Source organism: Eubacterium sp. BIOML-A2 (genome assembly GCF_009680135.1).
Classification (GTDB): Bacteria; Bacillota; Clostridia; order Lachnospirales; family Lachnospiraceae; genus Faecalicatena; species Faecalicatena contortus_B.
In genome coordinates this window covers 1-20135 of sequence record NZ_WKZK01000023.1, presented here as the reverse complement: position 1 = coordinate 20135, position 20135 = coordinate 1, and the positions used below count along the sequence as shown (strand labels likewise).

Sequence of the window (20135 nt, the reverse complement as noted above, 5' to 3'; positions counted from 1 at the left end):
CTTTTCGCTTTTATGGATATGAAGCAGAAATCCTTGGTTTATACAATTGCCGGGGTATTGACAGTCATTTAGTATATATAAGAATAGGAGATTAGATTTATGAGTACGGACCGTTATGTCAGCCCTCTTTCTGAGCGTTATGCGAGTAAAGAGATGCAGTATATATTTTCACCCGATAAGAAGTTCAGAACATGGAGAAGGCTTTGGATTGCCCTGGCCGAGACGGAAAAGGAACTGGGTCTGACTATCACAGATGAGCAGATTGAGGAATTAAAGGCCCATGCGGAAGATATCAACTATGATGTGGCTAAGGAAAGAGAAAAGGTCGTGCGCCATGACGTGATGTCTCATGTGTACGCCTATGGTGTACAGTGCCCCAAGGCAAAAGGCATTATTCACCTTGGCGCCACATCCTGCTATGTGGGAGATAATACCGATATAATCGTAATGGCGGAGGCACTGAGGCTGGTGAGGACAAAGCTGGTCAATGTGATCGCGGAACTTTCCAGGTTTGCAGACGAGTATAAGGCACAGCCTACGCTTGCATTTACCCATTTTCAGCCTGCACAGCCTTCCACAGTCGGCAAGAGGGCGACGCTCTGGATGCAGGAGTTTGAAATGGATCTGGAGGATTTGGATTATGTCCTTGGCAGCCTGAAACTGCTGGGATCCAAGGGAACCACAGGAACCCAGGCAAGCTTTCTGGAGCTCTTTGACGGGGATCAGGAGACCATTGACAAGATCGATCCTATGATCGCGGAAAAGATGGGATTCGGGGCTTGTTATCCGGTATCCGGGCAGACTTATTCCAGAAAAGTGGATACAAGAGTTCTGAATGTATTGGCTGGCATTGCCGCCAGCGCGCACAAGTTCTCAAACGATATCCGCCTTCTGCAGCACCTGAAAGAGGTGGAGGAACCCTTTGAGAAGACCCAGATCGGCTCCTCTGCTATGGCATATAAAAGAAACCCGATGAGAAGCGAGAGGATTGCGTCCCTTTCCAGATATGTAATGATAGACGCATTGAATCCGGCTATTACATCGGCGACACAGTGGTTCGAAAGAACACTGGATGACTCTGCCAATAAGCGTCTGAGCATACCAGAAGGGTTCCTGGCAATTGACGGCATTCTGGATCTGTGTCTGAACGTCGTCGACGGACTGGTTGTATACCCAAAAGTAATTGAAAAGCGTCTGATGTCAGAGCTGCCATTTATGGCCACAGAAAACATTATGATGGATGCCGTGAAGGCGGGCGGAGACAGACAGGAACTGCATGAGCGCATCCGCGAGCTATCCATGGAAGCAGGCCGGAATGTAAAGGAAAAAGGGCTGGATAATAACCTTCTTGAACTGATCGCACAGGATGAAGCCTTCAATATGAGCTTGGAAGATCTGCAGGAGACGATGGATCCCTCAAAGTATGTAGGGCGGGCAAAAGAACAAGTAGAGTCTTACCTTAAACATGTAATAAGGCCTCTGTTGGAGGAAAATAAAGACATTTTGGGCGTAAAAGCAGAAATTAATGTTTAGGTTTTAGATGGGCGGGGGATTTTCTCGAAGGGGACGCTGAAAAACCGGGAAGCCTGCCCCAGGCCGGGCACATCTATGCCATTTTAAAAATCCGCTCCGTTTACGTAAGCGGCCCTAAAGGAAAAAACATAGCAAATGGCGGTTCAGCGGCATGCAACCCGAAATTTGATAATTTCGGGTTTTAGGCCGCTTCAGAATTTGACGTGAGACGTCAAATTCTGTCCACCATTTTCTATGTTTTTTCCTTAAGGGCCTCTAACGTAAACTATAGGACTTTTAAAATGGCATAGATGCTCCCGGCCTGGGGCAGGCTTCCCGGTTTTTCAGCTGGTACATCCGGCCGTTAGGAAAAGCTCGTCCACTGAGCGGGGCTCCGAGCGGTGGCAGCGTATTAATTCTTTCTGGGGCTATGCTGTCCCCCAGCGAATTAATACGCTGCCACGGTCTGAGAGCCATCCCGGCGTACGAGTCCTTCCTGCCGGTTGGATGCATCAGCGATATGAAGGGATCAGCGAAAGCCTCCCCATCCATTCACAAGGCTAAAGCTTGTTCATTTAGTTTTGAAGGGGTGTTTTTTTATGTGGTCTGTGTTATGATAGATGAAAGTGTTATTAATTTAACATTTGGAAGGAGAGCGGAGATGCGTTTATTTATTAAACAGAGGGTGTTTTCCTGGACTGATTCTTACGATGTATATGATGAGGGCGGGGAGGCAAAATATTTTGTGAAGGCTGAGTTTTTTACGCTGGGCCATCAGATTCATGTGTATGACTGGCGGCAGAGGGAAGTCGGCGCCATTCGTCAGAAGCTGATGACTCTGATGCCGCAGTTTGAAATCGAAATGAACGGTATGGTACTGGGAGAAATCCAGAAAAAGTTTACATTTTTCCGCCCAAGATATGAAGTGGATTTTAAGGAATGGCATGTGGAAGGCGATTTTCTCGGATGGGAATATGATGTCTGCGACGGCCGCGGTCCGGTGGTGCATATCACTAAGGAGTTCATGCATTGGGGAGATACCTACGTGCTCGACTTTGCAAATCCGGCGGATGAACTTACGGGGCTGCTTCTTGTTATTGCAATAGACGCGGCGAACTGTACGAATGGGCAGTAAGGTACATGAGAGATTATCCGGTTACATTCCGTATGGAGAGGATGCGGCCGGATGGTAACAGTCCGGGCATGCCGGAACTGTTACGCTGGATGCGGGAATAGAGTACTGAATTTTAGAAATTTTATAGACGAAAGTATGAAACTGTCTTATAATTGGAAATAGTAAATTCAGGGATAAATAAAGGAGGCCGTATTTATGGCAATATGGATTATATTAGCAATTATTGTGATTTTGATTATTTGGCTTGCAGGCTCTTACAATGGGTTTATTAAGCTGAGGAACAAGACAGAGGAAGCATTTTCTGCAATGGATGTGTCTTTGAAGAAAAGATACGATCTGATTCCAAACTATGTGGAGACGGTAAAAGGATACGCAAAGCATGAGTCGCAGACGCTGGAAAAAGTGATTTCCGCGCGTAATGCAGCGATGAATGCATCAACGGCGGAGGAACGGATTGCAAACGACAACATTCTAAGCGGCACTTTAAAGTCTTTATTTGCAGTATCTGAGGCATATCCTGATCTGAAGGCAAATCAGAACTTTCTGCAGCTTCAGGACCAGCTGCAGCGGATTGAGGAGGAGATTGCCGGTTCCAGAAGATATTATAATGGCGTAGTGAATCGTTTTAATACGAAGACAGAGATGTTCCCGGGCAATATCATTGCCGGTATCTTCGGGTTTCAGAGAAAGCCTCTGTATGAAGTGAATGACAGCGGTGAGCGTGAGAATGTGAAAGTGACTTTCTAGCAGGGGGATGCCAGTATGAAGAAATTTAGCGGAAGAACCGCCGCTATCATTATATGGGCTGTTGTATGGGTGTTTTTTATGTTTGGTTCAGGGATTGTGGAAAAAGTTGTAAACCCTGAGGTAGAACGAAAAGAAGATCTGAACATGACTACGCAATATTTTAACACAGACATCGAGGTGGGGGAGAACCAGTCCTATAAAGTGACAGAGCAGATCGGAGTTGACTTTCTGACGCCCCGGCATGGCATCTACCGTTATATTCCGGTGAAGGGAACCGTATATACTAAAGACGGCGGGAACTTTCAGGTGGTGCCTTATAATGCCCGGCTGACAGGGCTGGAATCTCGGGAGGAAACAGAAGTTGATTCTGAAAGCGGATCTAAGGTAATCCGTTTTGGTTCGGAGGATGCATATCTGACCGGACGGAAAGAATACCGGTTTTCCTATACGGTGACACCGCGTTTCCAGGAGAATGCGTATCAGAACGCCTATTATAACGTGTTTCCGACTCAGTGGCAGAACAGGATCCCTGCTGGAAGCAGATTTACCATCACATTTCCGAAAGAATTTCCTCACGATATTCTGGAGTTTTATTACGGAACCTATGGGGAGAATAAGAACGCTGCAGCAATTCTGGATCTATCCTGGCAGGGAAATACGGTCACGGGCATTTTGAAAAAAGATTTAAAACTGGGGGAGGGAATTACGTTCTTTGCGCCCATGGAAGCTGGTTATTTCACAGGTGTCGGGCAGCTTACTTTCCTGCCATGGCTGCTGTTATTGCCGGCCGTGATACTTTTGCTGCTGATTGTTTTTCTTTTTGTGAGATTCGGAAGGGATGAACCGATTATTCCTTCGATTCAGTATCAGCCTCCGGACAATCTGGACAGTGCCGCCGTGGGGTATATTATTGACGGCAGTGTAGAAGATAAAGACTTGCTTTCCCTGATTATATACTGGGCGGACAAAGGCTTTCTGAGCATTAAAGAAATGCCGGACCATGGGCTCAGTCTGTTCAAGCTGAAGGAACTTCCTGAGGAAGCGCCCAGCTATCAGTTCTGCATTTTTAATAAGCTGTTTGAGTACAGAGAAATCCGTAAAATCAGCGACCTCCAGTATAAGTTTTCAGGCACGCTGGAGATGGCGAAAAAACAGCTGAAGAATTATTTTCAAAAGCAGGGCCGGGATATGATATATACCAGAGAATCTAAAATTGCCAGGACAGCGGCGATTGTATGCTGTACGCTGCCTTTGGCCTGGTTTATGGTGCTCACAAGTATCTATTCTTATACAAGCGGCGGCAGGATCTTTGTCCAGGTGCTGCTGTGGGTTATGCTGCTGGTTGGCACACTGGTTTTCTGCAGTGATATTGATACATGGTATGCCAGAACCGATACATCCCGCAGACTGACGGCGGGAGGCACACTGGCGGTCTGCTTTTTATCTACCGCAGTGTATGCGGGCAGTTATGTTATGCGTGTATTCCAATATGAAGTCTTTAATTATATATGGGTGCTGGTTCCTGTTCTGGCAGCCACCGGAGTGATGATCGGGCTGGCAGGATTTATGAAGAGACGGACATCCCAGTGTATAGAATGGATGGGAAGACTTGCCGGGCTTCGTGATTTTATAGAAACGGCCGAACTGGAGCGCATGAATGAACTTGCAAAAACGAACCCGGAGTGGTTCTATCATATTATTCCTTATGCTTATGTGTTTGGTCTTTCCGACGTTTTTGCTAAAAAACTGAAAGGCCTTTCAGTACCGGCTCCTGAATGGTTCTCTCCATATCACAGCTATTCATTTTTCGATTACTATATGTTTAACAGACTCATGATGAGCAGCCTGAATAAAACGGCATCCACGCTGACCGTATCCAAACCGGTACAGTCCGGAGGTTCCGGAGGCAGTTTTGGCGGCGGAGGCTTTGGCGGCGGAGGTTTTTCCGGCGGAGGTTTCGGCGGCGGAGGAGGAGGCAGCTGGTAACATTAAGAAAATGCAAAGGAATGTTGCGAAAGATTGCGGCGTTCCTTTTTCTTATGTAAAATTTATATTTGTGTGAGTATTATTTGTGGTTGAGAAAGAAAGGTGCAGGTAAACTGAAAATGGAATGTTGTATTAGAATTTTTGAGAGTGGTGTTGCGCGAAGAAGGGAATCGCGCATCATAGGGATACTGATGGTAATTATGCTGGCTGCAGGGCTTGTCTGTGAACTCCCTGCTTTGGAATTTACGGAGTCGGACGCCGCATATCGGTTGATTTACGGAAAATATGAGGGAAAAGAGCTGCTGACATATGGGGCAAACAGCGAAGGAGCCGGCACCTTGGATATTTTCGGCAATGCGTTGAACCGAATACCGGTAAAGACAAATATTAATAAAATATTGAAAGAAAACAAAAGAGTGAAGTCGATGACAGTGCAGCCGGAGGCGGAGCAGACAGACCTGCTTTCGGACTTCTTTTTGATGGGCATAGAAATACCGGCTATTGGTGGAATATCAGAGACAGAGGTCCCAAATCTCAATTTCACGGGAGTACATATCCCGGAATCACCGACGGGAAATGTGACCCCGCCGGTGATTCCGGATATTCCTGCAGTTAATGATAAACCCTCAGTTCCGGATACACCCATCACACCGGATAATCCGATCGTACCAGATGTACCAATTGTACCGGATACGCCGATTGTTCCGGATAATCCGCCGGTGGATGATGACCCGGCAGCTCCGCCGGATGTGATAGTTCCGGATACTCCGGATGTGGAGGCACCCGACATTCCGGGAGAGAATGATGATCCAACCGACGGTTCGGATGAACCGGCGATTGAACAGCCGGCAGGTTTTACGGTAAATGCGGATGGTATGCTCTGTGCTTACGATCCCTCTGCGGGTATCGTAAATGAAGGACGCCTTGTGCTTCCCGCAGAAGGATGTTCAGGAATTGCAAGGGGGACCTTTGAAGGGGTAGGCGCGGAGATCTATGAACTTTTTATTCCTCCGAATATTGTAAATATCGAACCAGGTGTTCTGAGTGAACTGACGGACCTTGGCTGGATTCAGCTGACGGAACCCAATGCAAATTATACATGGCAGGACGGTATGCTGTTTGACAGCGGCATGACAACACTTCTTGCATTCCCGCGTGGAAGAATCGGTATATATTCGCTTCCGTCCAATGTGACAAGGCTGGAAGATTATTCGTTTTTAAACACCAATCTGACCAAGATAGATATGATGAAATGTGGTGCTGTAGAAGTGGGCAGCAATGTGTTTGGCGGGAACGGCGGAAATGGAATTACGATTATGGCGCCAAGGGAGCACCTGGAGCATTACCAGAATGTTTTTGCAGAATTGGGTGTGACAATACGTTAAAAAGAGATTTCCTCTGAGGACTTTTCGCAACAGATTAGGACCGCCTGAAATTTTCCGCGGAAAAGGTGGATTTATTCTAAAAATGTGTTAAAATGTTTAAGGATTTGTGCAGACTATATGTAACGGAGAATAAAAAATCAGTATGCCCGGCACACCCGGGACAAAGGCGGGAAAATGGATGGATTATAAGCTTGTGATGAATACGGCGGTCCTGGCCGGTGAGATGATGCTGCGCAGCGGGGCCGAGACGTACAGGGTGGAGGATACCATCAATCATATTCTGCGCACGGCTGACACAGAGACGGTTGAGGCCAGTGTGATGATGACCGGTATTGTAGCCACAATCGGCAACCCGGATATGGAGCCGATTACGGTGATTAAAAGAGTACAGAAACGGGGAACGAATCTGAACCGGATTATGAGGGTGAATGAGATATCACGAAAATACTGTGCGGGGGAGCTGACTCTGGAAATGGCTTATGATGAGCTGAAGAACATCGGCGGAAAGCAGTACCCTGTCTGGATTTATAATCTGGCAACTGTGCTCGTCCCCGCGGGATTTGCCCCGCTGTTTGGTGGCGGTATCATGGAAACTGCTGCTGCCGCTTTCGTAGGAGCAGTGCTTGCATTGGTGGTGACTGTGGGAAAACGCCTGCAGATTAACGGCTTTATACTGGACACGCTGTCCTCCTTCGGACTGGCTGTTGCGGCGGCGTTTTTGAAAAGATTCTGCCCGGGGTTGGATGAGGATATTGTCATTATCAGCGCGATTATGCCAATGGTGCCTGGTGTTGCGATTACAAATGCGGTGAGGGATACCCTGCAGGGGGATTACATTTCCGGCGGAGCCAGGATACTGGAGGCATTTCTCAAGGCGGCGGCTGTAGCGCTGGGAGTAGGGGCCGCAATGGCTCTGACGGGGCTAATGTATCCGGGAGGTGGCAGTTTATGAAGCTGATATTTGGAGTCATAGGTTCCTTTGTGGCTGTGGCAGGGTTTGCCGTACTGCTGGAGACGCCGCGCAGATATCTGCTCCATGCGGGAATCGCCGGGGCAATCGGAGGTTTTGTGTATCTGTTCAGCATCCAGTCGGGGTTGGATGTGGTACTTTCCTCATTTTTTTCCGCGCTGGCGATTGCGCTTACATCGCATACCTTTGCACGGGTGTTTAAGGCACCGGTTACGATCTTCCTGATTGCAGGGATCCTGCCGACTGTACCCGGGGCGGGGATGTACCGGATTGTGTATTATATTATAGCCAACGACAGCGCCAAAAGCAGTTATTATCTGATCCAGACACTTGAGATTGCCGGTGTCATTGCCCTCGCTATCTTTATCATGGACACCGTATTTAAAGTGCGGTTTAAGAAAGTATAAAAATACCAAAATTCGCCTTTTTTGTTTATTGAACAATACAGGGACTTGTTTTATAATGAAATTAACAACATAACCTGCAACAGACTGTTCATGCTAGAAGAAAGGGCGGGATGAATATGCGTAGTAAGAACATTTTGCAACTACTGGAAGAAAGCAAGTATACCGTAGCGATAAGTGGGAAAGAGATGTTTCTTGAGAATGGTTACCCCGGAGTACGTGATGGAGAAGAGTCTTACGAGATTGAACAAAAGTATGGGTATTCTGCCGAGGAGATTTTGAGCAGTGCATTTTATGCCACAAGGAAAGAAGTTTTCTTTGAGTTTTACAGGACCGAGATGCTTGCGGCTGCAGCGATTCCGCCTGGAAAGGGCTTTTTAAATCTGCAAAAGATGGAGGAATACGGTCTTGTACACTGCGAGATTACAAAAAGACTGTTTGGACTTCTTGAAAGGGCCGGATGCAGGAATGTGATTAATCTTCATGGAAGTATCTATGATAATTTCTGTCCCCATTGCGGGAAAAAATATCCCATTGAGTACATGATACAGTCAAAAGGCGTGCCCTTGTGCGAGGACTGCAAGAATACGATACGCCCTAAGATCTGCCTTTATGGAGAGATGGTGGATAATGGGATTGTTACAAAAGCAGCGGTGGAGATCCAGAAAGCGGATGTACTGCTTGTACTCGGAACAAGCCTCCATGCGTCGCTCTGCCATCAGCTGATCCAGTATTATAATGGAGATAAGCTGATCCTGATTACGAACGAAGAGCATTATTCCGATAAGCTTGCAGACGTGCTTGTCTACAGCAGAGTGGATGATGCCCTTGAAAAACTGGTAACAGCATACCAGAACAAATGGAATAAAGAACATGAATTGGAGAAGAGAGAACATGAGTAAAGTAAGAACAAGGTTTGCACCCAGCCCGACAGGGAGGATGCATGTAGGTAACCTGCGGACAGCATTGTATGCATATCTGATCGCAAAACACGAAGGCGGCGACTTTATTCTCCGTGTGGAGGATACGGATCAGGAGCGTTTTGTGGAAGGCGCTCTGGATATCATATACCGTACCCTGGAGAAAACAGGCCTGATTCATGACGAGGGGCCGGATAAGGACGGCGGATTCGGGCCTTATGTGCAGAGCGAGAGGAATGCTTCCGGATTGTACTTGAAGTATGCAAAACAGCTGGTTGAGCAGGGAGACGCTTACTATTGCTTTTGTGATAAAGAAAGGCTGGAATCCCTTAAGACATCCGTGTCGGAGGATGGAACAGACATTGTCGTATATGACAAGCACTGTCTGGGACTTTCCAAAGAGGAGGTGGAGGCAAACCTGGCTGTGGGTACGCCGTGGGTTATCCGTCTGAATGTGCCCAACGAAGGGACAACCACCTTCCATGATGAGATATACGGAGATATTACGGTGCCGAATAACGAACTGGACGATATGATTCTGATCAAATCTGATGGTTTTCCGACGTACAATTTTGCAAATGTTGTTGATGACCACCTGATGGAAATCACGCATGTTGTCAGGGGAAATGAATACCTTTCCTCCGCTCCCAAATATAACCGGCTGTATGAGGCTTTCGGATGGGATGTGCCGGTTTATGTGCACTGTCCTCTGATTACCGATGAGAACCACAAGAAACTGAGCAAACGCAGCGGACATTCTTCCTATGAAGACCTGATCGAGCAGGGGTTTGTATCCGAAGCCGTTGTAAACTTTGTGGCGCTGCTTGGCTGGAGCCCGGCCGATACACAGGAGATTTTTCCCCTGGAAGGCCTGGTGGAGGCTTTTGATTACCGCAGGATGAATAAATCACCGGCGGTGTTTGATCCGGTAAAGTTAAGATGGATGAACGGAGAATACTTAAAAGCCATGGAATTTGATACATTTTATGAGATGGCAGAACCCTATCTCAGAGAATGTATTACAAAAGATTACGATCTGAAGAAGATTGCTTCACTGATTAAGACAAGGATCGAGATATTCCCGGATATCCGTGAACAGGTAGACTTTTTTGAGGAGCTTCCGGATTATGATACAGCAATGTATACGCATAAGAAGATGAAGACGAATGAAGAGTCCTCCCTGGAAGTACTTACCGAGTTGCTTCCGCTGTTGGAAAAACAGGAAGATTACAGCAATGATGCGCTGTTTGAGATGCTGAAGGGCTATGTGGCAGAGAAGGGCTGTAAGAACGGTTATGTGATGTGGCCGGTGAGAACCGCTGTCTCAGGAAAGCAGAATACACCGGGGGGCGCTACCGAGATCATGGAGATTATCGGAAAAGAAGAGTCTCTCAGACGAATTAGAATTGCAATTGAAAAGTTAAGCTGACGGTTCACATTTCTGAACGTCAGTAAGTAGAAAGAGGTACGTATGAGTTTTAGTAGGGCTCAGTCAGATGCAGTCACTCATGGGGCGGGCCCATGTCTTGTCCTTGCAGGTCCCGGATCCGGGAAGACCCTGACGATTGTAAACCGAATGAAATACCTGATTGAGGAGCGAAAAGTAAGGCCAGAAGAAATTCTGGTCATTACTTTTACCAAGTATGCAGCAGCTGAGATGAAGTCCCGTTTTCAACAGCTGATGGGAAATAAAGGCCTGCCGGTGACCGTGGGGACCTTCCACGGGATCTATTATGGTATTCTGAAATGGGCATATCATTTCGGCCCTCAGAATATTCTCTCAGAGGAAGAAAAGTATCAGATCGTGAGGCAGGCTGTGAACAGGCAGGATATCGAGATTTTTGATGAGGAAGATTTCCTGCAGGAGATCGTGACTGAGATCGGTATTGTGAAAAATAACAGAATGGACATAGAAGAATACAGATCCGTAAAGTGCGCGCCGGACGCTTTCAGAAATATATACAGGGAATACGAGACACAGCGGAAAACCGCAAAAAAAATCGATTTTGACGATATGCTTGTGCTTTGCTATGAATTATTCCGGTCCAGGCCGGATATCCTGAAAATGTGGCAGGAGAAGTTTCATTATATACTGATTGATGAGTTTCAGGACATCAATCAGATCCAGTATGATGTAATCAGGATGCTGGCAGAACCACAGAGCAATCTGTTTGCCGTGGGGGATGATGATCAGGCGATATACGGGTTTCGCGGGGCTGATTCACGCCTGATGTTCCGGTTCACAGAGGACTATCCGGAGGCGAAACAGCTATTGCTGGATATCAATTACCGGTCCACTTCCAATATCGTAGAGAATGCTCTGAAGGTGATCGGTCATAATGAGATCCGGTTTCAGAAGAAAATACGTGCACAGAAACCCAGGGGAGCATGCCTCCACGTGCAGGAGGTGCGGGATCCGGCGGAGGAGGGCGGATATGTGCTGGAGGAGATCCGGGAACGGATCCGCGAAGGCGTACGGCCGGAAGACATTGCGGTACTGTTCCGGATCCATACGGATGCCCGGCCTCTCGTGGAGCAGCTGATAGAACACAAAATATCCTTTCAGATGAAGGAACATATGCCAAACATTTACAGCCACTTTATAGCAAAAGATATTATGGCATATTTCCGGATGGCATCGGGGAGCCGCATCCGCCAGGATTTTCTGCAGATTATGAACCGCCCCAAGCGGTATATTTCCAGAGAAAGCTTATCCGGCAGGGAGGCATCTTTTGAGGATTTGAGAAAGTTTTACTGCGACAAGGAATGGATGCAGGACAGAATAGACCAGTTTGAATGGGATCTGAAAATGCTGGCTAAGATGGCCCCTTATGCCGCCCTCCAGTATCTGAGAAAAAGGATCGGATACGATGATTTTCTGCGGGAATATGCCTCATCCAGAAGAATGCAGGCAGGGGATTTGTTCGAGGTGCTGGCGGAATTGGAAGAGGCGGCTAAGCCTTTTGCATCTATGAAGGAATGGTTTGACCATGTGGAGGAATATACCAGGGCTTTGAAAATGCGGGAGAGCAGCAGGGAAAGACAGCAGGAGGGCGTCCGGCTGATGACCATGCATGCTGCGAAGGGTCTGGAGTTTGATACGGTTTATATCATCGAGGCGAATGAAGGGCAGATCCCTTATAAAAAAGCTTTGAAGGAACAGGGGACGGAAGAAGAACGCAGGCTGTTTTATGTGGCCATGACCAGGGCAAAAGAGCAGCTGAAAATTGTATATGTAAAGAAAAAAAACGGAAAGGATGTTTCACCTTCCCGTTTTGTCGAGGAACTTCTTGAGGATGCAAAGCATTAATCCTCGTCCGAATCCAGGTCTTCATCCAGGTCCAAATCTTCAAATTCCTGGGAATCCAGCCATTCATCAAACTTATCTGCAGCACGTTCATACTCATCGTCGTCTTCAATGTTTTCCAGTTCAGGCTGTCCCTCCACTGGTTCTGAGAAGCGGTAGAGATAAACCTGTCCTTCGTCGTTGCTGCCTTCCTCGTCGAGCGGAAGCAGGGCAATGTATTCCTGGCCTTCCACCTCATAAATCGTGAGGACGGCACACTCCAGCTCTTCGTCATTATCGAGTGTCAGTGTTACAGTAAGTGATTCGTTTTCGTTCATAAATGGTCTCCTTTTTTCATTGATAACTTAACTCTAACAAAAAGAAGGATAAAAAGCAAGGGAAAAACATGAGCTGGTATGATCAGTAACTTCCTATTGTTACTGTGCACACCCTACGGGCGTGCACAGTAACGGCATCTGCCCATTTAAAGTCGCCTAAGGCGAGGGGCAGATGCCCTGAGACCATCACTTCAGCGGCTCCGATGCCGTGCAGCGGGGTGCACGGCACGGTCTGATCAGTAACTTCCTATTGACATTGGGGAGAAACACGATAGAATGGAAGAAGGTTCTTAAATTTTGCTGAACAGGAGGGTATTGAATGAAAAAAAAGTTACTGAGCGTATTACTCATTGTCCTGACGGCGTGTTTGCTGCTGGCAGGATGTAAAAAGAATGTGGGTACGCCTGAAGATAATGCCGTACAGGATACAGAGACAGAAGAAGGTGAAGACGAGGGGGAAGAGGAGACTGGCTATACATTTGGTTACAGCTGTATTGATATGGGGAACCCCTATTTTGACACCTTAAAGATGTCCATTGAAACCGCGCTGTCCGAACAGGAGTATCACCTGACAGTCAAGGATCCCGGCACAGATGTAAATGTACAGATTGAGCAGATTCAGGAAATGATTGAGCAGGGTGTGGATGCGGTCTTTTTGTGCCCGGTAGACTGGGAGAAGATCACGCCGGCTTTGGAAGCGCTGAAAGAGGCTGATATACCGGTGATTAATATAGATACACAGGTAAAGGATACAGATTTGATAGACGCTTATGTTGGTTCCGATAATAAAAACGCCGGGTTTCTGTGCGGTGAGGACCTGATGAAGCAGCGTCCGGACGGGGGCAGGATTGTCATTCTGGAGTGTCCGTCCATGAATTCAATTAATGAGAGAATAACAGGCTTTGAGGAGGCGATTGCCAACGGCGGTTTTGAGGTGCTGGCAAGAGCGGATGTCCAGGGAAAAAAAGAGAATGCCAAAAGTGAAATGAAGCGCATACTGGCAGAAAAACCGGAGATAGACGCTGTCATGTGCGGAAATGACCAGGTGGCGCTCGGAGTGCTGGAGGCCGTGGAAGAAGCGGGCAGAAACGATATCCTGATATATGGCGTAGACGGCTCGCCGGGAGTGAAGAGTGAGCTCTCGAAAGCAGGGACCTCCATTGCAGGAACCGGTGCACAGTCGCCCATCAATATCGGTAAAAAAGCCGTGGAAACGGGGATTGCCATCCTGGAAGGCAATGATTATGAAAAAGAAATTTATGAGGAAACATTTTTTATAAATAAGGATAACGTAGAGATGTATGGAACTGACGGCTGGCAGTGACAGCAGGAAGAGAGGACTTCAGATTATGAAAAAAGTACAGGGAAGCCCGCGGCCATTAGGCGTGACAATCGGAACCGAAAGCATGAATTTTGCCGTTTCCGTACCACCGGGGAAGTTATGTGAGCTGCTGCTGTACCGGGCTGGCAGTGCGGACGTTGAGGCAGTATATCCCATGCAGGAAGACCCTGCGATGGGAGAGGTACGCTTTCTTGCACTGGAAGGGCTCAACCCGCAGGAATATGAGTATAATTACCGGATCGGCGGGAAGGTCACTCTGGATCCATATGTGAGGCGCATAACCGGCCACCGTGACTTTGGTCAGAAAGAAGATCTGGAGTCGCATAAAGTACGGGGCGCCTTTCTGACGGGGAACTTCGAATGGGATGAGGACAGAAGACCCTGCATCCCTTATCATGAAGTTATTGCCTACAGTCTCCATATCCGTGGATTTACCATGCACAGTTCTTCAAAGGTAAAGCATAAGGGGACTTATATGGGAGTGGTGGAAAAGCTTCCATATCTGCAGGAACTTGGAATCAACCAGATACAGTGCATGCCCGTCTACGAGTTTGAAGAGTATGCGGGAAAACGAACAAATTACTGGGGCTATGGCCGGGGCTGTTATTTTGCGCCCAAGGCGGCCTACAGTGCTGCGGGAGATGCTGCCGCAGAGTTAAAAGAAATGGTAAAAGCCTTCCACAAAGCAGAAATAGAGGTCATCCTGGAAATGCCTTTTGAGGAGGGCATTCTGCATCAGACCGCTCTGGAATGCCTGCAGTACTATATGCTGGAATACCATGTAGACGGGTTTGTGGTCAATCCCTATCATGTATCATGGGACGGGCTTATGGCTGATCCTCTTTTAAAGGGGGTCAAGATTCTGAAAAAGGAAGAGTGGTTCCAGAATGTGATGCGCCGGTTCCTGAAGGGGGACGAGGGGATGATAGACGATGTGATATGGGCGCTCCGCCGCAACACAAAGGAGGATGGCTGCTGCAACTATATAACCGCGCACACCGGGTTCACCCTGGCGGATCTTGTATCCTATGATGAAAAGCACAACGAGGCTAACGGTGAACATAATCACGATGGTCCCGTCTATAATTACAGCTGGAACTGCGGCGCAGAGGGACCCAGCAGAAAACGCTCCATTATGGAGCTTCGCAGAAATCAGATAAAAAACGCATTCTTTCTCCTGTTGACAGCCCAGGGAACTCCCTGTCTGCTTGCAGGTGATGAGTTTGAAAATACCCAGAAGGGAAATAACAATGTTTACTGCCAGGACAATGAACTATCCTGGCTGAATTGGAATAGACTAAAGAATAATGATTCCTTATTCCAGTACGTAAAAGCGCTGATTGCTCTCCGCAGGGATCATCCCGTGCTGCACAGGCCGGATGCGCTGCTGGGGCTGGATCAGATCTCGTGCGGCACTCCGGATGTATCCTATCACGGGGAAAATGCATGGCAGGTACCGGCAGATGTCTCAAGCAGACAGCTGGGGGTCTTGTACTGTGCAAGCGGGCAGAACGACAATGACTGTTTTATAGCCTACAATATGCATTGGGTTAAACATACATTTGCCCTGCCTGCCCTGCCAAAGAAAAAGAAGTGGTACCGGGTTATGGACACGGCAGAGGGAATACTGGAAAAGCCGCAGCTTCTGGAAAACCAGAAGACAATGGTATTAAAAGAAAGAAGCATCTTGCTTCTGATCGGAAAATAAATACCGGCTGGCAGGAAGACAGGAAGGACGTTAAAGCGGTATGAAAGCAATACGGCATTTTTGTACAATAACCAGACATAAACTATTGGTCATGAAGGAATGCTTCCGGGTGGGCCTGTACTGGCAGGGGCTCTTGCATGACCTTTCCAAATACAGCTGGACAGAATTCAGCGTAGGCTGCAGATACTATCAGGGAAACAGAAGCCCAAACAATGCGGAGCGGGAGGAAAAGGGCCTGTCCAAGGCATGGCTGCATCATAAAGGCCGGAATAAACATCATTATGAATATTGGATTGATTATGGATTAAACGGCGAAAAAGATATGACAGGCATGAAAATGCCGGTCCGTTATGTAGTAGAAATGTTTCTGGACCGCATCGCGGCCTGCAGAATATACAAAGGCAAAGCTTATAAGAAGACCGATCCCCTTGAGTACTTTATGGCGGGGAAGGGACACTATCTGATGCACAAGGAAACCGAGGCGCTGCTGGAAAAACTGCTGGTTATGCTCGCTGAGAAAGGCGAAGAGCCGACCTATCAGTATATCCGAGAGGAAGTGCTTCGCAGAAATAACCGCTATACAAAATCATGCCGGGGGTAGAGGCAGAAGAACATAAATAAGGGGAAACAAAAAGAACGATAAAAAGCCAGCATATAAACGCAGAGGGCAGGTAAGTGCATGCAGAATCCAATTGCACGGGATGCCTTCACCACAGGACATAGGGGTTGTGGAAAGTTTATTTGCTGGCTGTTATGGTTGGGTGATATTCAGATTTGACTTACTGTTTTACATATCTGTTTGGCAGGAATACATTATAAGCAGGGGATATCATTTCTTTTCCGACAATCTTTCAAGCCTCTTTTTTAATGAGGCAATTTCTTCGGCCTGTCTAATTAGCAGAGAATCTTTTTTATCGAGCTGCTCCTTTTGTTCTTTAATTACTTTCTCTTGTTCCTCGATCATATACTGCACCGTGTTGCGGTCGAGTTCAGCAAGTTCCTTAGAATACATATTCATCACTCCCTCGATATTGCGGCACATCTCATAGACATCCTCATACAAACCTCTGAATTCTGGGAACCGCTCAATCAAATCCATTATACGTTCGGGTTCATCAAATGCCAGAAACGAAAGCCAGGCATCCAATCTCTCCGAGCACCTCCTTTCTTGTCTGAATAATCGGAAAATAATCCTTCAGCATTTTAGCCATAAGCAGACTCCTCCTCTGTTAAAATAAATTTTTCTAATTACGGATAACACTTCGAAAATGAAGCACCGGAATAAGATAGAAATCCCGTGGCCTGAAATTGGTATGAACACCAGCCACTTAAGATAAAATCAGAATACCACAGCAAAACTCCAAGGTCAAGAACTACACTGGATAATGAGATGAAAAAAGAACACACTTGAAACAAAACTAAAATGCAGCCTACTTCCATTGGTCGTAACCATTAAATTTCTAAAAAAGTGAAGGAGTCCACATTCCTGGATGAAACATCCGCAGTAGCGTAACATAGGAACGGATGGAAGCGCTGTCTCTATGTTACACTACTATGGTGTCCAAGCAACTACTTCCTTACTCCGGATAATACATTTGATAATCCTGTATGTCGATGAGCACATTCTGCAGATATTTTTTCGCCACATATTTCGCCATAGGAAGATTCATGTCCAGATAATTGCCGCAGTCCCTGGCTGCTGCGCCTGGCACTTCTCCTTCAAATCCAGATATATAACTGAACATATCCCTGATAAGCCCAACGATATCTTCCGGCTGATATTGTCCTGCCAGAAGCAGATAAAATCCGGTCCGGCATCCCATCGGCCCGAAATAGAGCACTTTGTCTTTAAAATCGGGATGGTTCCTCAGAAAGGTAGCGCCGATGTGCTCCAATGTATGAACTTCAGCGGTATTCATAACTGGTTCATCATTTGGGCTGGTCATACGAATATCAAAAGTAGTAATAGGATTTCCGTTTACCTCATCTCTTCTGGAAACATAAAGACCTGGAACCAATTTTAAATGGTCTATTGTAAAACTTGCAATTTTTTCCATAATAATCTCCTTTTTGTATACCCAGGGGCAGCCAACAACCTATGTACTGCGGGTGGATCCACATGCAAGGGATTGGCGGCAGAATCCCCTGGGGTATTAAGTTAATTTAATTTCACCAACTATTATAAAGGCATCTGGTAAATAAGACAAGAAGTAAAAGTTGACGAAAGAAAAAGTAATGATTATACTAAATAAGCAGAGAAATATGATTTACGAAAAAGTATCCTGTAAAATATGTTTATTCATAAGATTATATATCAGGGAGGCAGATAATGAAGTTATATCTTGTTCGCCATGGCGAAACAGCATGGAATAAATTAAAAAAAGTTCAGGGACATTCCGATATTTCCTTGAATGCGTATGGAAGATACCTGGCGGAAGAGACGGCAAATGGGCTGAGGGATATTTCGTTTGCCGCCGCATATACGAGTCCTTTGTCCAGGGCGAAGGAAACAGCGCAACTAATTCTGGCAGGGAGAAATGTACCGTTATATGAGGATATCCGGATCCAGGAAATGGGATTTGGCGTAGCAGAGGGAATGTGCTGCAGGGGCGAGAACAAAGAGCCGGGCAGCGATGAGTTTAACAAACTTTTTACTGACACGAAGAACTATATTGTGCCTGAAGGGGGAGAATCGATCAGACAACTGGAAGACAGGATCCAGGACTTTCTTCAGGAGTTGTATGCCAGAACAGAGTATGAGGATAAAACACTTTTGATTTCTACACATGGAGCCGCCCTCACAGCAATGCTGAACCTTATAAAAGGACAGAAGGATATTGCGAGATTCTGGGAAAACGGAGTACCTGCGAATTGTTCAGTGACTGAAGTTACAGTACAGAATGGAAGAGCAGAAATCATTGAAGAAGGACGGGTGTATTATTAGAAAAAGGCCAGTCGAGAACCGGAGGGCGGAGAAATGCTAGTATTAGTGCACTACTGTACTAGTACCTCGAATAATAATTAACTTGCATTTACAATGCACCAGTCAGCCGGAGTAATTAAAAGAAGGACTGCACAGGCAGCCTGGACATTCCAGCCGAAGCCGGAAGGCTGCGCGTTCTGGAACCAGGAACAGGTATAATCCGGATTATACTTTTGCCTTTGCTGTCCTCCTTTTGCGTTGTAATATCTTCCTATGAAAACGATATTGCATAAGCCGCCCCGCGTTTTGTGAACGCATTCTGCTCCCCTAAAAGCAACCCGCCTAACACCTGTCAAAATACATAATTGGAAAAATATACCAGCAAGAGGCGGTGTATAAATATGCGATAATAGTTGTGTCGTAAAAGGAGGGAAAATAATGCACAAAAGCTTTGGTTATGTTAGGGTATCTTCAAAAGACCAGAATGTAGAACGACAGTTGGTTGCAATGGAATCCCTGAAGATACCGGAAAAAAATCTTTACGTTGAAAAAATATCCGGAAAAGACTTTGACAGGCCCGAGTATAAAAGACTTTTGAAAAACCTGAAAGAGGAGGACGTGCTCTATGTAAAGTCAATTGACCGCCTGGGCAGAAACTATGAGGATATTATTGAGCAGTGGAGATACATAACGAAGGAGATAGGCGCGGACATTGTGGTGATTGATATGCCGCTTCTGGATACCAGAAAAGGAAAAGATCTGGTAGGAACATTGATTGCCGATATTGTACTGCAGCTGCTGTCATTTGTTGCACAGAGCGAGCGTGAAAGTATCCGCCAGAGGCAGGCCGAAGGCATCGCAGTAGCAAAGGCGCGGGGAGTTCGTTTTGGCAGACGCAGCCTGAAGATACCAAAAGCATTTGAGAAAACCTATTGGCAGTGGAAGCGCAATGAAATCAGCGCCAGAGAAGCCTCAAGAAGGCTGAATGTGGATTTTAAAACTTTTAAAAAGTGGTGCAGCCAGAAAGACGGGATGTAAAAATAAGGCAAATAATGCAGAAAAAGGTAGACTTTATTCTGCATTATTGGTAAAATAGTATTAGTTGGATGCATCTTGTGAAGAAAAAGGTAGACTTTATTCTGCATTATTGATAATATAAATTAAAACAGAAATTTTAAAAAATATATGGAAAATTTAGGCATTTTCCTATAAAAAGTCACCTTTTACGATCTAAAAAGTTACGAAATGCACTTGCAGACCAAAGTCTACCTTTTTCTTCACAAGATGCATCCAACTAATACTATTTTACCAATAATGCAGAATAAAGTCTGCTTTAATCCACAGTGCCGTAAGGAGGAATGAACTATGTCAAGAGAAGAGGGGCTGTTAGAATTTTTGGCGCGTTACTATTCACAGTCGATTTAGCGTTCATTCTTTAGGAAGCTCGTAACAGAGCTTCTTTTTCTTTGCCATAATGCA

General features: G+C 46.3%; 18 protein-coding genes. 15 read left to right on the top strand and 3 right to left on the bottom strand.

What is annotated here, in order from left to right; translation table 11 throughout:
• Positions 1-99: 99 nt before the first annotated feature.
• The 10 genes from purB (at position 100) to GKG43_RS10055 (ending at position 12369) form a co-directional block, all read left to right on the top strand.
• Positions 100-1533, top strand: coding sequence for an adenylosuccinate lyase (gene purB / locus GKG43_RS10100; RefSeq protein ID WP_129879058.1), 1434 nt, complete (start codon positions 100-102; stop codon positions 1531-1533).
• A gap of 409 nt (positions 1534-1942) precedes the next feature.
• Positions 1943-2647, top strand: coding sequence for an LURP-one-related family protein (locus GKG43_RS10095; RefSeq protein ID WP_347562012.1), 705 nt, complete (start codon positions 1943-1945; stop codon positions 2645-2647).
• A 195-nt stretch (positions 2648-2842) separates the two neighbouring features.
• Positions 2843-3394 carry a LemA family protein gene (locus tag GKG43_RS10090; RefSeq protein WP_050642571.1) on the top strand — a complete coding sequence of 184 codons (552 nt, stop codon included), beginning with the start codon at positions 2843-2845 and terminating at the stop codon, positions 3392-3394.
• A gap of 15 nt (positions 3395-3409) precedes the next feature.
• Positions 3410-5380 carry a DUF2207 domain-containing protein gene (locus tag GKG43_RS10085; RefSeq protein ID WP_243125843.1) on the top strand — a complete coding sequence of 657 codons (1971 nt, stop codon included), beginning with the start codon at positions 3410-3412 and terminating at the stop codon, positions 5378-5380.
• Positions 5381-5499: 119 nt separating this feature from the next.
• Positions 5500-6765: a hypothetical protein gene (locus GKG43_RS10080; RefSeq protein ID WP_242857634.1), complete on the top strand. Its 1266-nt coding sequence runs from the start codon at positions 5500-5502 to the stop codon at positions 6763-6765.
• 178 nt (positions 6766-6943) lie between these two features.
• The gene (locus GKG43_RS10075) at positions 6944-7717 is read left to right on the top strand and encodes a threonine/serine exporter family protein (RefSeq protein WP_055154586.1); all 774 of its coding nucleotides are present in this window, start codon (positions 6944-6946) and stop codon (positions 7715-7717) included.
• Positions 7714-8142 carry a threonine/serine exporter family protein gene (locus tag GKG43_RS10070; protein ID WP_050642569.1) on the top strand — a complete coding sequence of 143 codons (429 nt, stop codon included), beginning with the start codon at positions 7714-7716 and terminating at the stop codon, positions 8140-8142. The genes GKG43_RS10075 and GKG43_RS10070 overlap by 4 nt, the downstream gene beginning before the upstream one ends.
• A gap of 116 nt (positions 8143-8258) precedes the next feature.
• The gene (locus GKG43_RS10065; RefSeq protein ID WP_050642810.1) at positions 8259-9041 is read left to right on the top strand and encodes a Sir2 family NAD-dependent protein deacetylase; all 783 of its coding nucleotides are present in this window, start codon (positions 8259-8261) and stop codon (positions 9039-9041) included.
• The gene (gene gltX / locus GKG43_RS10060; protein WP_055154581.1) at positions 9034-10488 is read left to right on the top strand and encodes a glutamate--tRNA ligase; all 1455 of its coding nucleotides are present in this window, start codon (positions 9034-9036) and stop codon (positions 10486-10488) included. Before GKG43_RS10065 ends, gltX begins: the two co-directional genes overlap by 8 nt.
• Positions 10489-10530: 42 nt before the next feature.
• Positions 10531-12369 carry an ATP-dependent helicase gene (locus GKG43_RS10055; protein WP_055154582.1) on the top strand — a complete coding sequence of 613 codons (1839 nt, stop codon included), beginning with the start codon at positions 10531-10533 and terminating at the stop codon, positions 12367-12369.
• Here GKG43_RS10055 and GKG43_RS10050 read toward each other — a convergent pair.
• Complete coding sequence (locus GKG43_RS10050) at positions 12366-12683, bottom strand: DUF1292 domain-containing protein (protein WP_050642566.1); 318 nt, start codon at positions 12681-12683, stop codon at positions 12366-12368. The genes GKG43_RS10055 and GKG43_RS10050 overlap by 4 nt on opposite strands.
• 319 nt (positions 12684-13002) lie before the next feature.
• Between GKG43_RS10050 and GKG43_RS10045 the strand changes: the two genes are divergently transcribed.
• The 3 genes from GKG43_RS10045 to GKG43_RS10035 are packed head-to-tail and all read left to right on the top strand — an operon-like array spanning position 13003 to position 16334.
• Positions 13003-14007: a sugar ABC transporter substrate-binding protein gene (locus GKG43_RS10045; RefSeq protein ID WP_050642565.1), complete on the top strand. Its 1005-nt coding sequence runs from the start codon at positions 13003-13005 to the stop codon at positions 14005-14007.
• Entirely contained in the window at positions 13985-15733 is a 1749-nt protein-coding gene (locus GKG43_RS10040; protein WP_330377728.1) for an alpha-amylase family glycosyl hydrolase, read from the top strand. The genes GKG43_RS10045 and GKG43_RS10040 overlap by 23 nt, the downstream gene beginning before the upstream one ends.
• Before the next feature lie 40 nt (positions 15734-15773).
• On the top strand, positions 15774-16334 hold the full coding sequence (locus tag GKG43_RS10035; protein WP_050642564.1) for a DUF5662 family protein: 561 nt from the start codon (positions 15774-15776) through the stop codon (positions 16332-16334).
• A gap of 228 nt (positions 16335-16562) precedes the next feature.
• Here the strand turns inward: GKG43_RS10035 and GKG43_RS10030 are convergent, their stop codons facing one another.
• Together GKG43_RS10030 and GKG43_RS10025 are read right to left on the bottom strand one after the other, a co-directional pair.
• Positions 16563-16880 (bottom strand): hypothetical protein, encoded by a 318-nt coding sequence (locus tag GKG43_RS10030; RefSeq protein WP_050642563.1) that lies wholly within the window; start codon positions 16878-16880, stop codon positions 16563-16565.
• A gap of 430 nt (positions 16881-17310) precedes the next feature.
• Positions 17311-17790 (bottom strand): S-ribosylhomocysteine lyase, encoded by a 480-nt coding sequence (locus GKG43_RS10025; RefSeq protein WP_050642562.1) that lies wholly within the window; start codon positions 17788-17790, stop codon positions 17311-17313.
• Between the two features lie 272 nt (positions 17791-18062).
• Between GKG43_RS10025 and GKG43_RS10020 the strand changes: the two genes are divergently transcribed.
• On the top strand, positions 18063-18677 hold the full coding sequence (locus GKG43_RS10020) for a histidine phosphatase family protein (RefSeq protein ID WP_050642561.1): 615 nt from the start codon (positions 18063-18065) through the stop codon (positions 18675-18677).
• A 417-nt stretch (positions 18678-19094) separates the two neighbouring features.
• Positions 19095-19694 (top strand): recombinase family protein, encoded by a 600-nt coding sequence (locus GKG43_RS10015; RefSeq protein ID WP_050642560.1) that lies wholly within the window; start codon positions 19095-19097, stop codon positions 19692-19694.
• Positions 19695-20135: the final 441 nt, after the last annotated feature.

Coding starts and splice junctions, on each gene's coding strand:
- purB (WP_129879058.1), top strand. CDS start 100: ATGAGTACGGACCGTTATGTCAGCCCTCTTTCTGAGCGTTATGCGAGT.
- GKG43_RS10095 (WP_347562012.1), top strand. CDS start 1,943: ATGCTGTCCCCCAGCGAATTAATACGCTGCCACGGTCTGAGAGCCATC.
- GKG43_RS10090 (WP_050642571.1), top strand. CDS start 2,843: ATGGCAATATGGATTATATTAGCAATTATTGTGATTTTGATTATTTGG.
- GKG43_RS10085 (WP_243125843.1), top strand. CDS start 3,410: ATGAAGAAATTTAGCGGAAGAACCGCCGCTATCATTATATGGGCTGTT.
- GKG43_RS10080 (WP_242857634.1), top strand. CDS start 5,500: ATGGAATGTTGTATTAGAATTTTTGAGAGTGGTGTTGCGCGAAGAAGG.
- GKG43_RS10075 (WP_055154586.1), top strand. CDS start 6,944: ATGGATTATAAGCTTGTGATGAATACGGCGGTCCTGGCCGGTGAGATG.
- GKG43_RS10070 (WP_050642569.1), top strand. CDS start 7,714: ATGAAGCTGATATTTGGAGTCATAGGTTCCTTTGTGGCTGTGGCAGGG.
- GKG43_RS10065 (WP_050642810.1), top strand. CDS start 8,259: ATGCGTAGTAAGAACATTTTGCAACTACTGGAAGAAAGCAAGTATACC.
- gltX (WP_055154581.1), top strand. CDS start 9,034: ATGAGTAAAGTAAGAACAAGGTTTGCACCCAGCCCGACAGGGAGGATG.
- GKG43_RS10055 (WP_055154582.1), top strand. CDS start 10,531: ATGAGTTTTAGTAGGGCTCAGTCAGATGCAGTCACTCATGGGGCGGGC.
- GKG43_RS10050 (WP_050642566.1), bottom strand. CDS start 12,683: ATGAACGAAAACGAATCACTTACTGTAACACTGACACTCGATAATGAC.
- GKG43_RS10045 (WP_050642565.1), top strand. CDS start 13,003: ATGAAAAAAAAGTTACTGAGCGTATTACTCATTGTCCTGACGGCGTGT.
- GKG43_RS10040 (WP_330377728.1), top strand. CDS start 13,985: ATGGAACTGACGGCTGGCAGTGACAGCAGGAAGAGAGGACTTCAGATT.
- GKG43_RS10035 (WP_050642564.1), top strand. CDS start 15,774: ATGAAAGCAATACGGCATTTTTGTACAATAACCAGACATAAACTATTG.
- GKG43_RS10025 (WP_050642562.1), bottom strand. CDS start 17,790: ATGGAAAAAATTGCAAGTTTTACAATAGACCATTTAAAATTGGTTCCA.
- GKG43_RS10020 (WP_050642561.1), top strand. CDS start 18,063: ATGAAGTTATATCTTGTTCGCCATGGCGAAACAGCATGGAATAAATTA.
- GKG43_RS10015 (WP_050642560.1), top strand. CDS start 19,095: ATGCACAAAAGCTTTGGTTATGTTAGGGTATCTTCAAAAGACCAGAAT.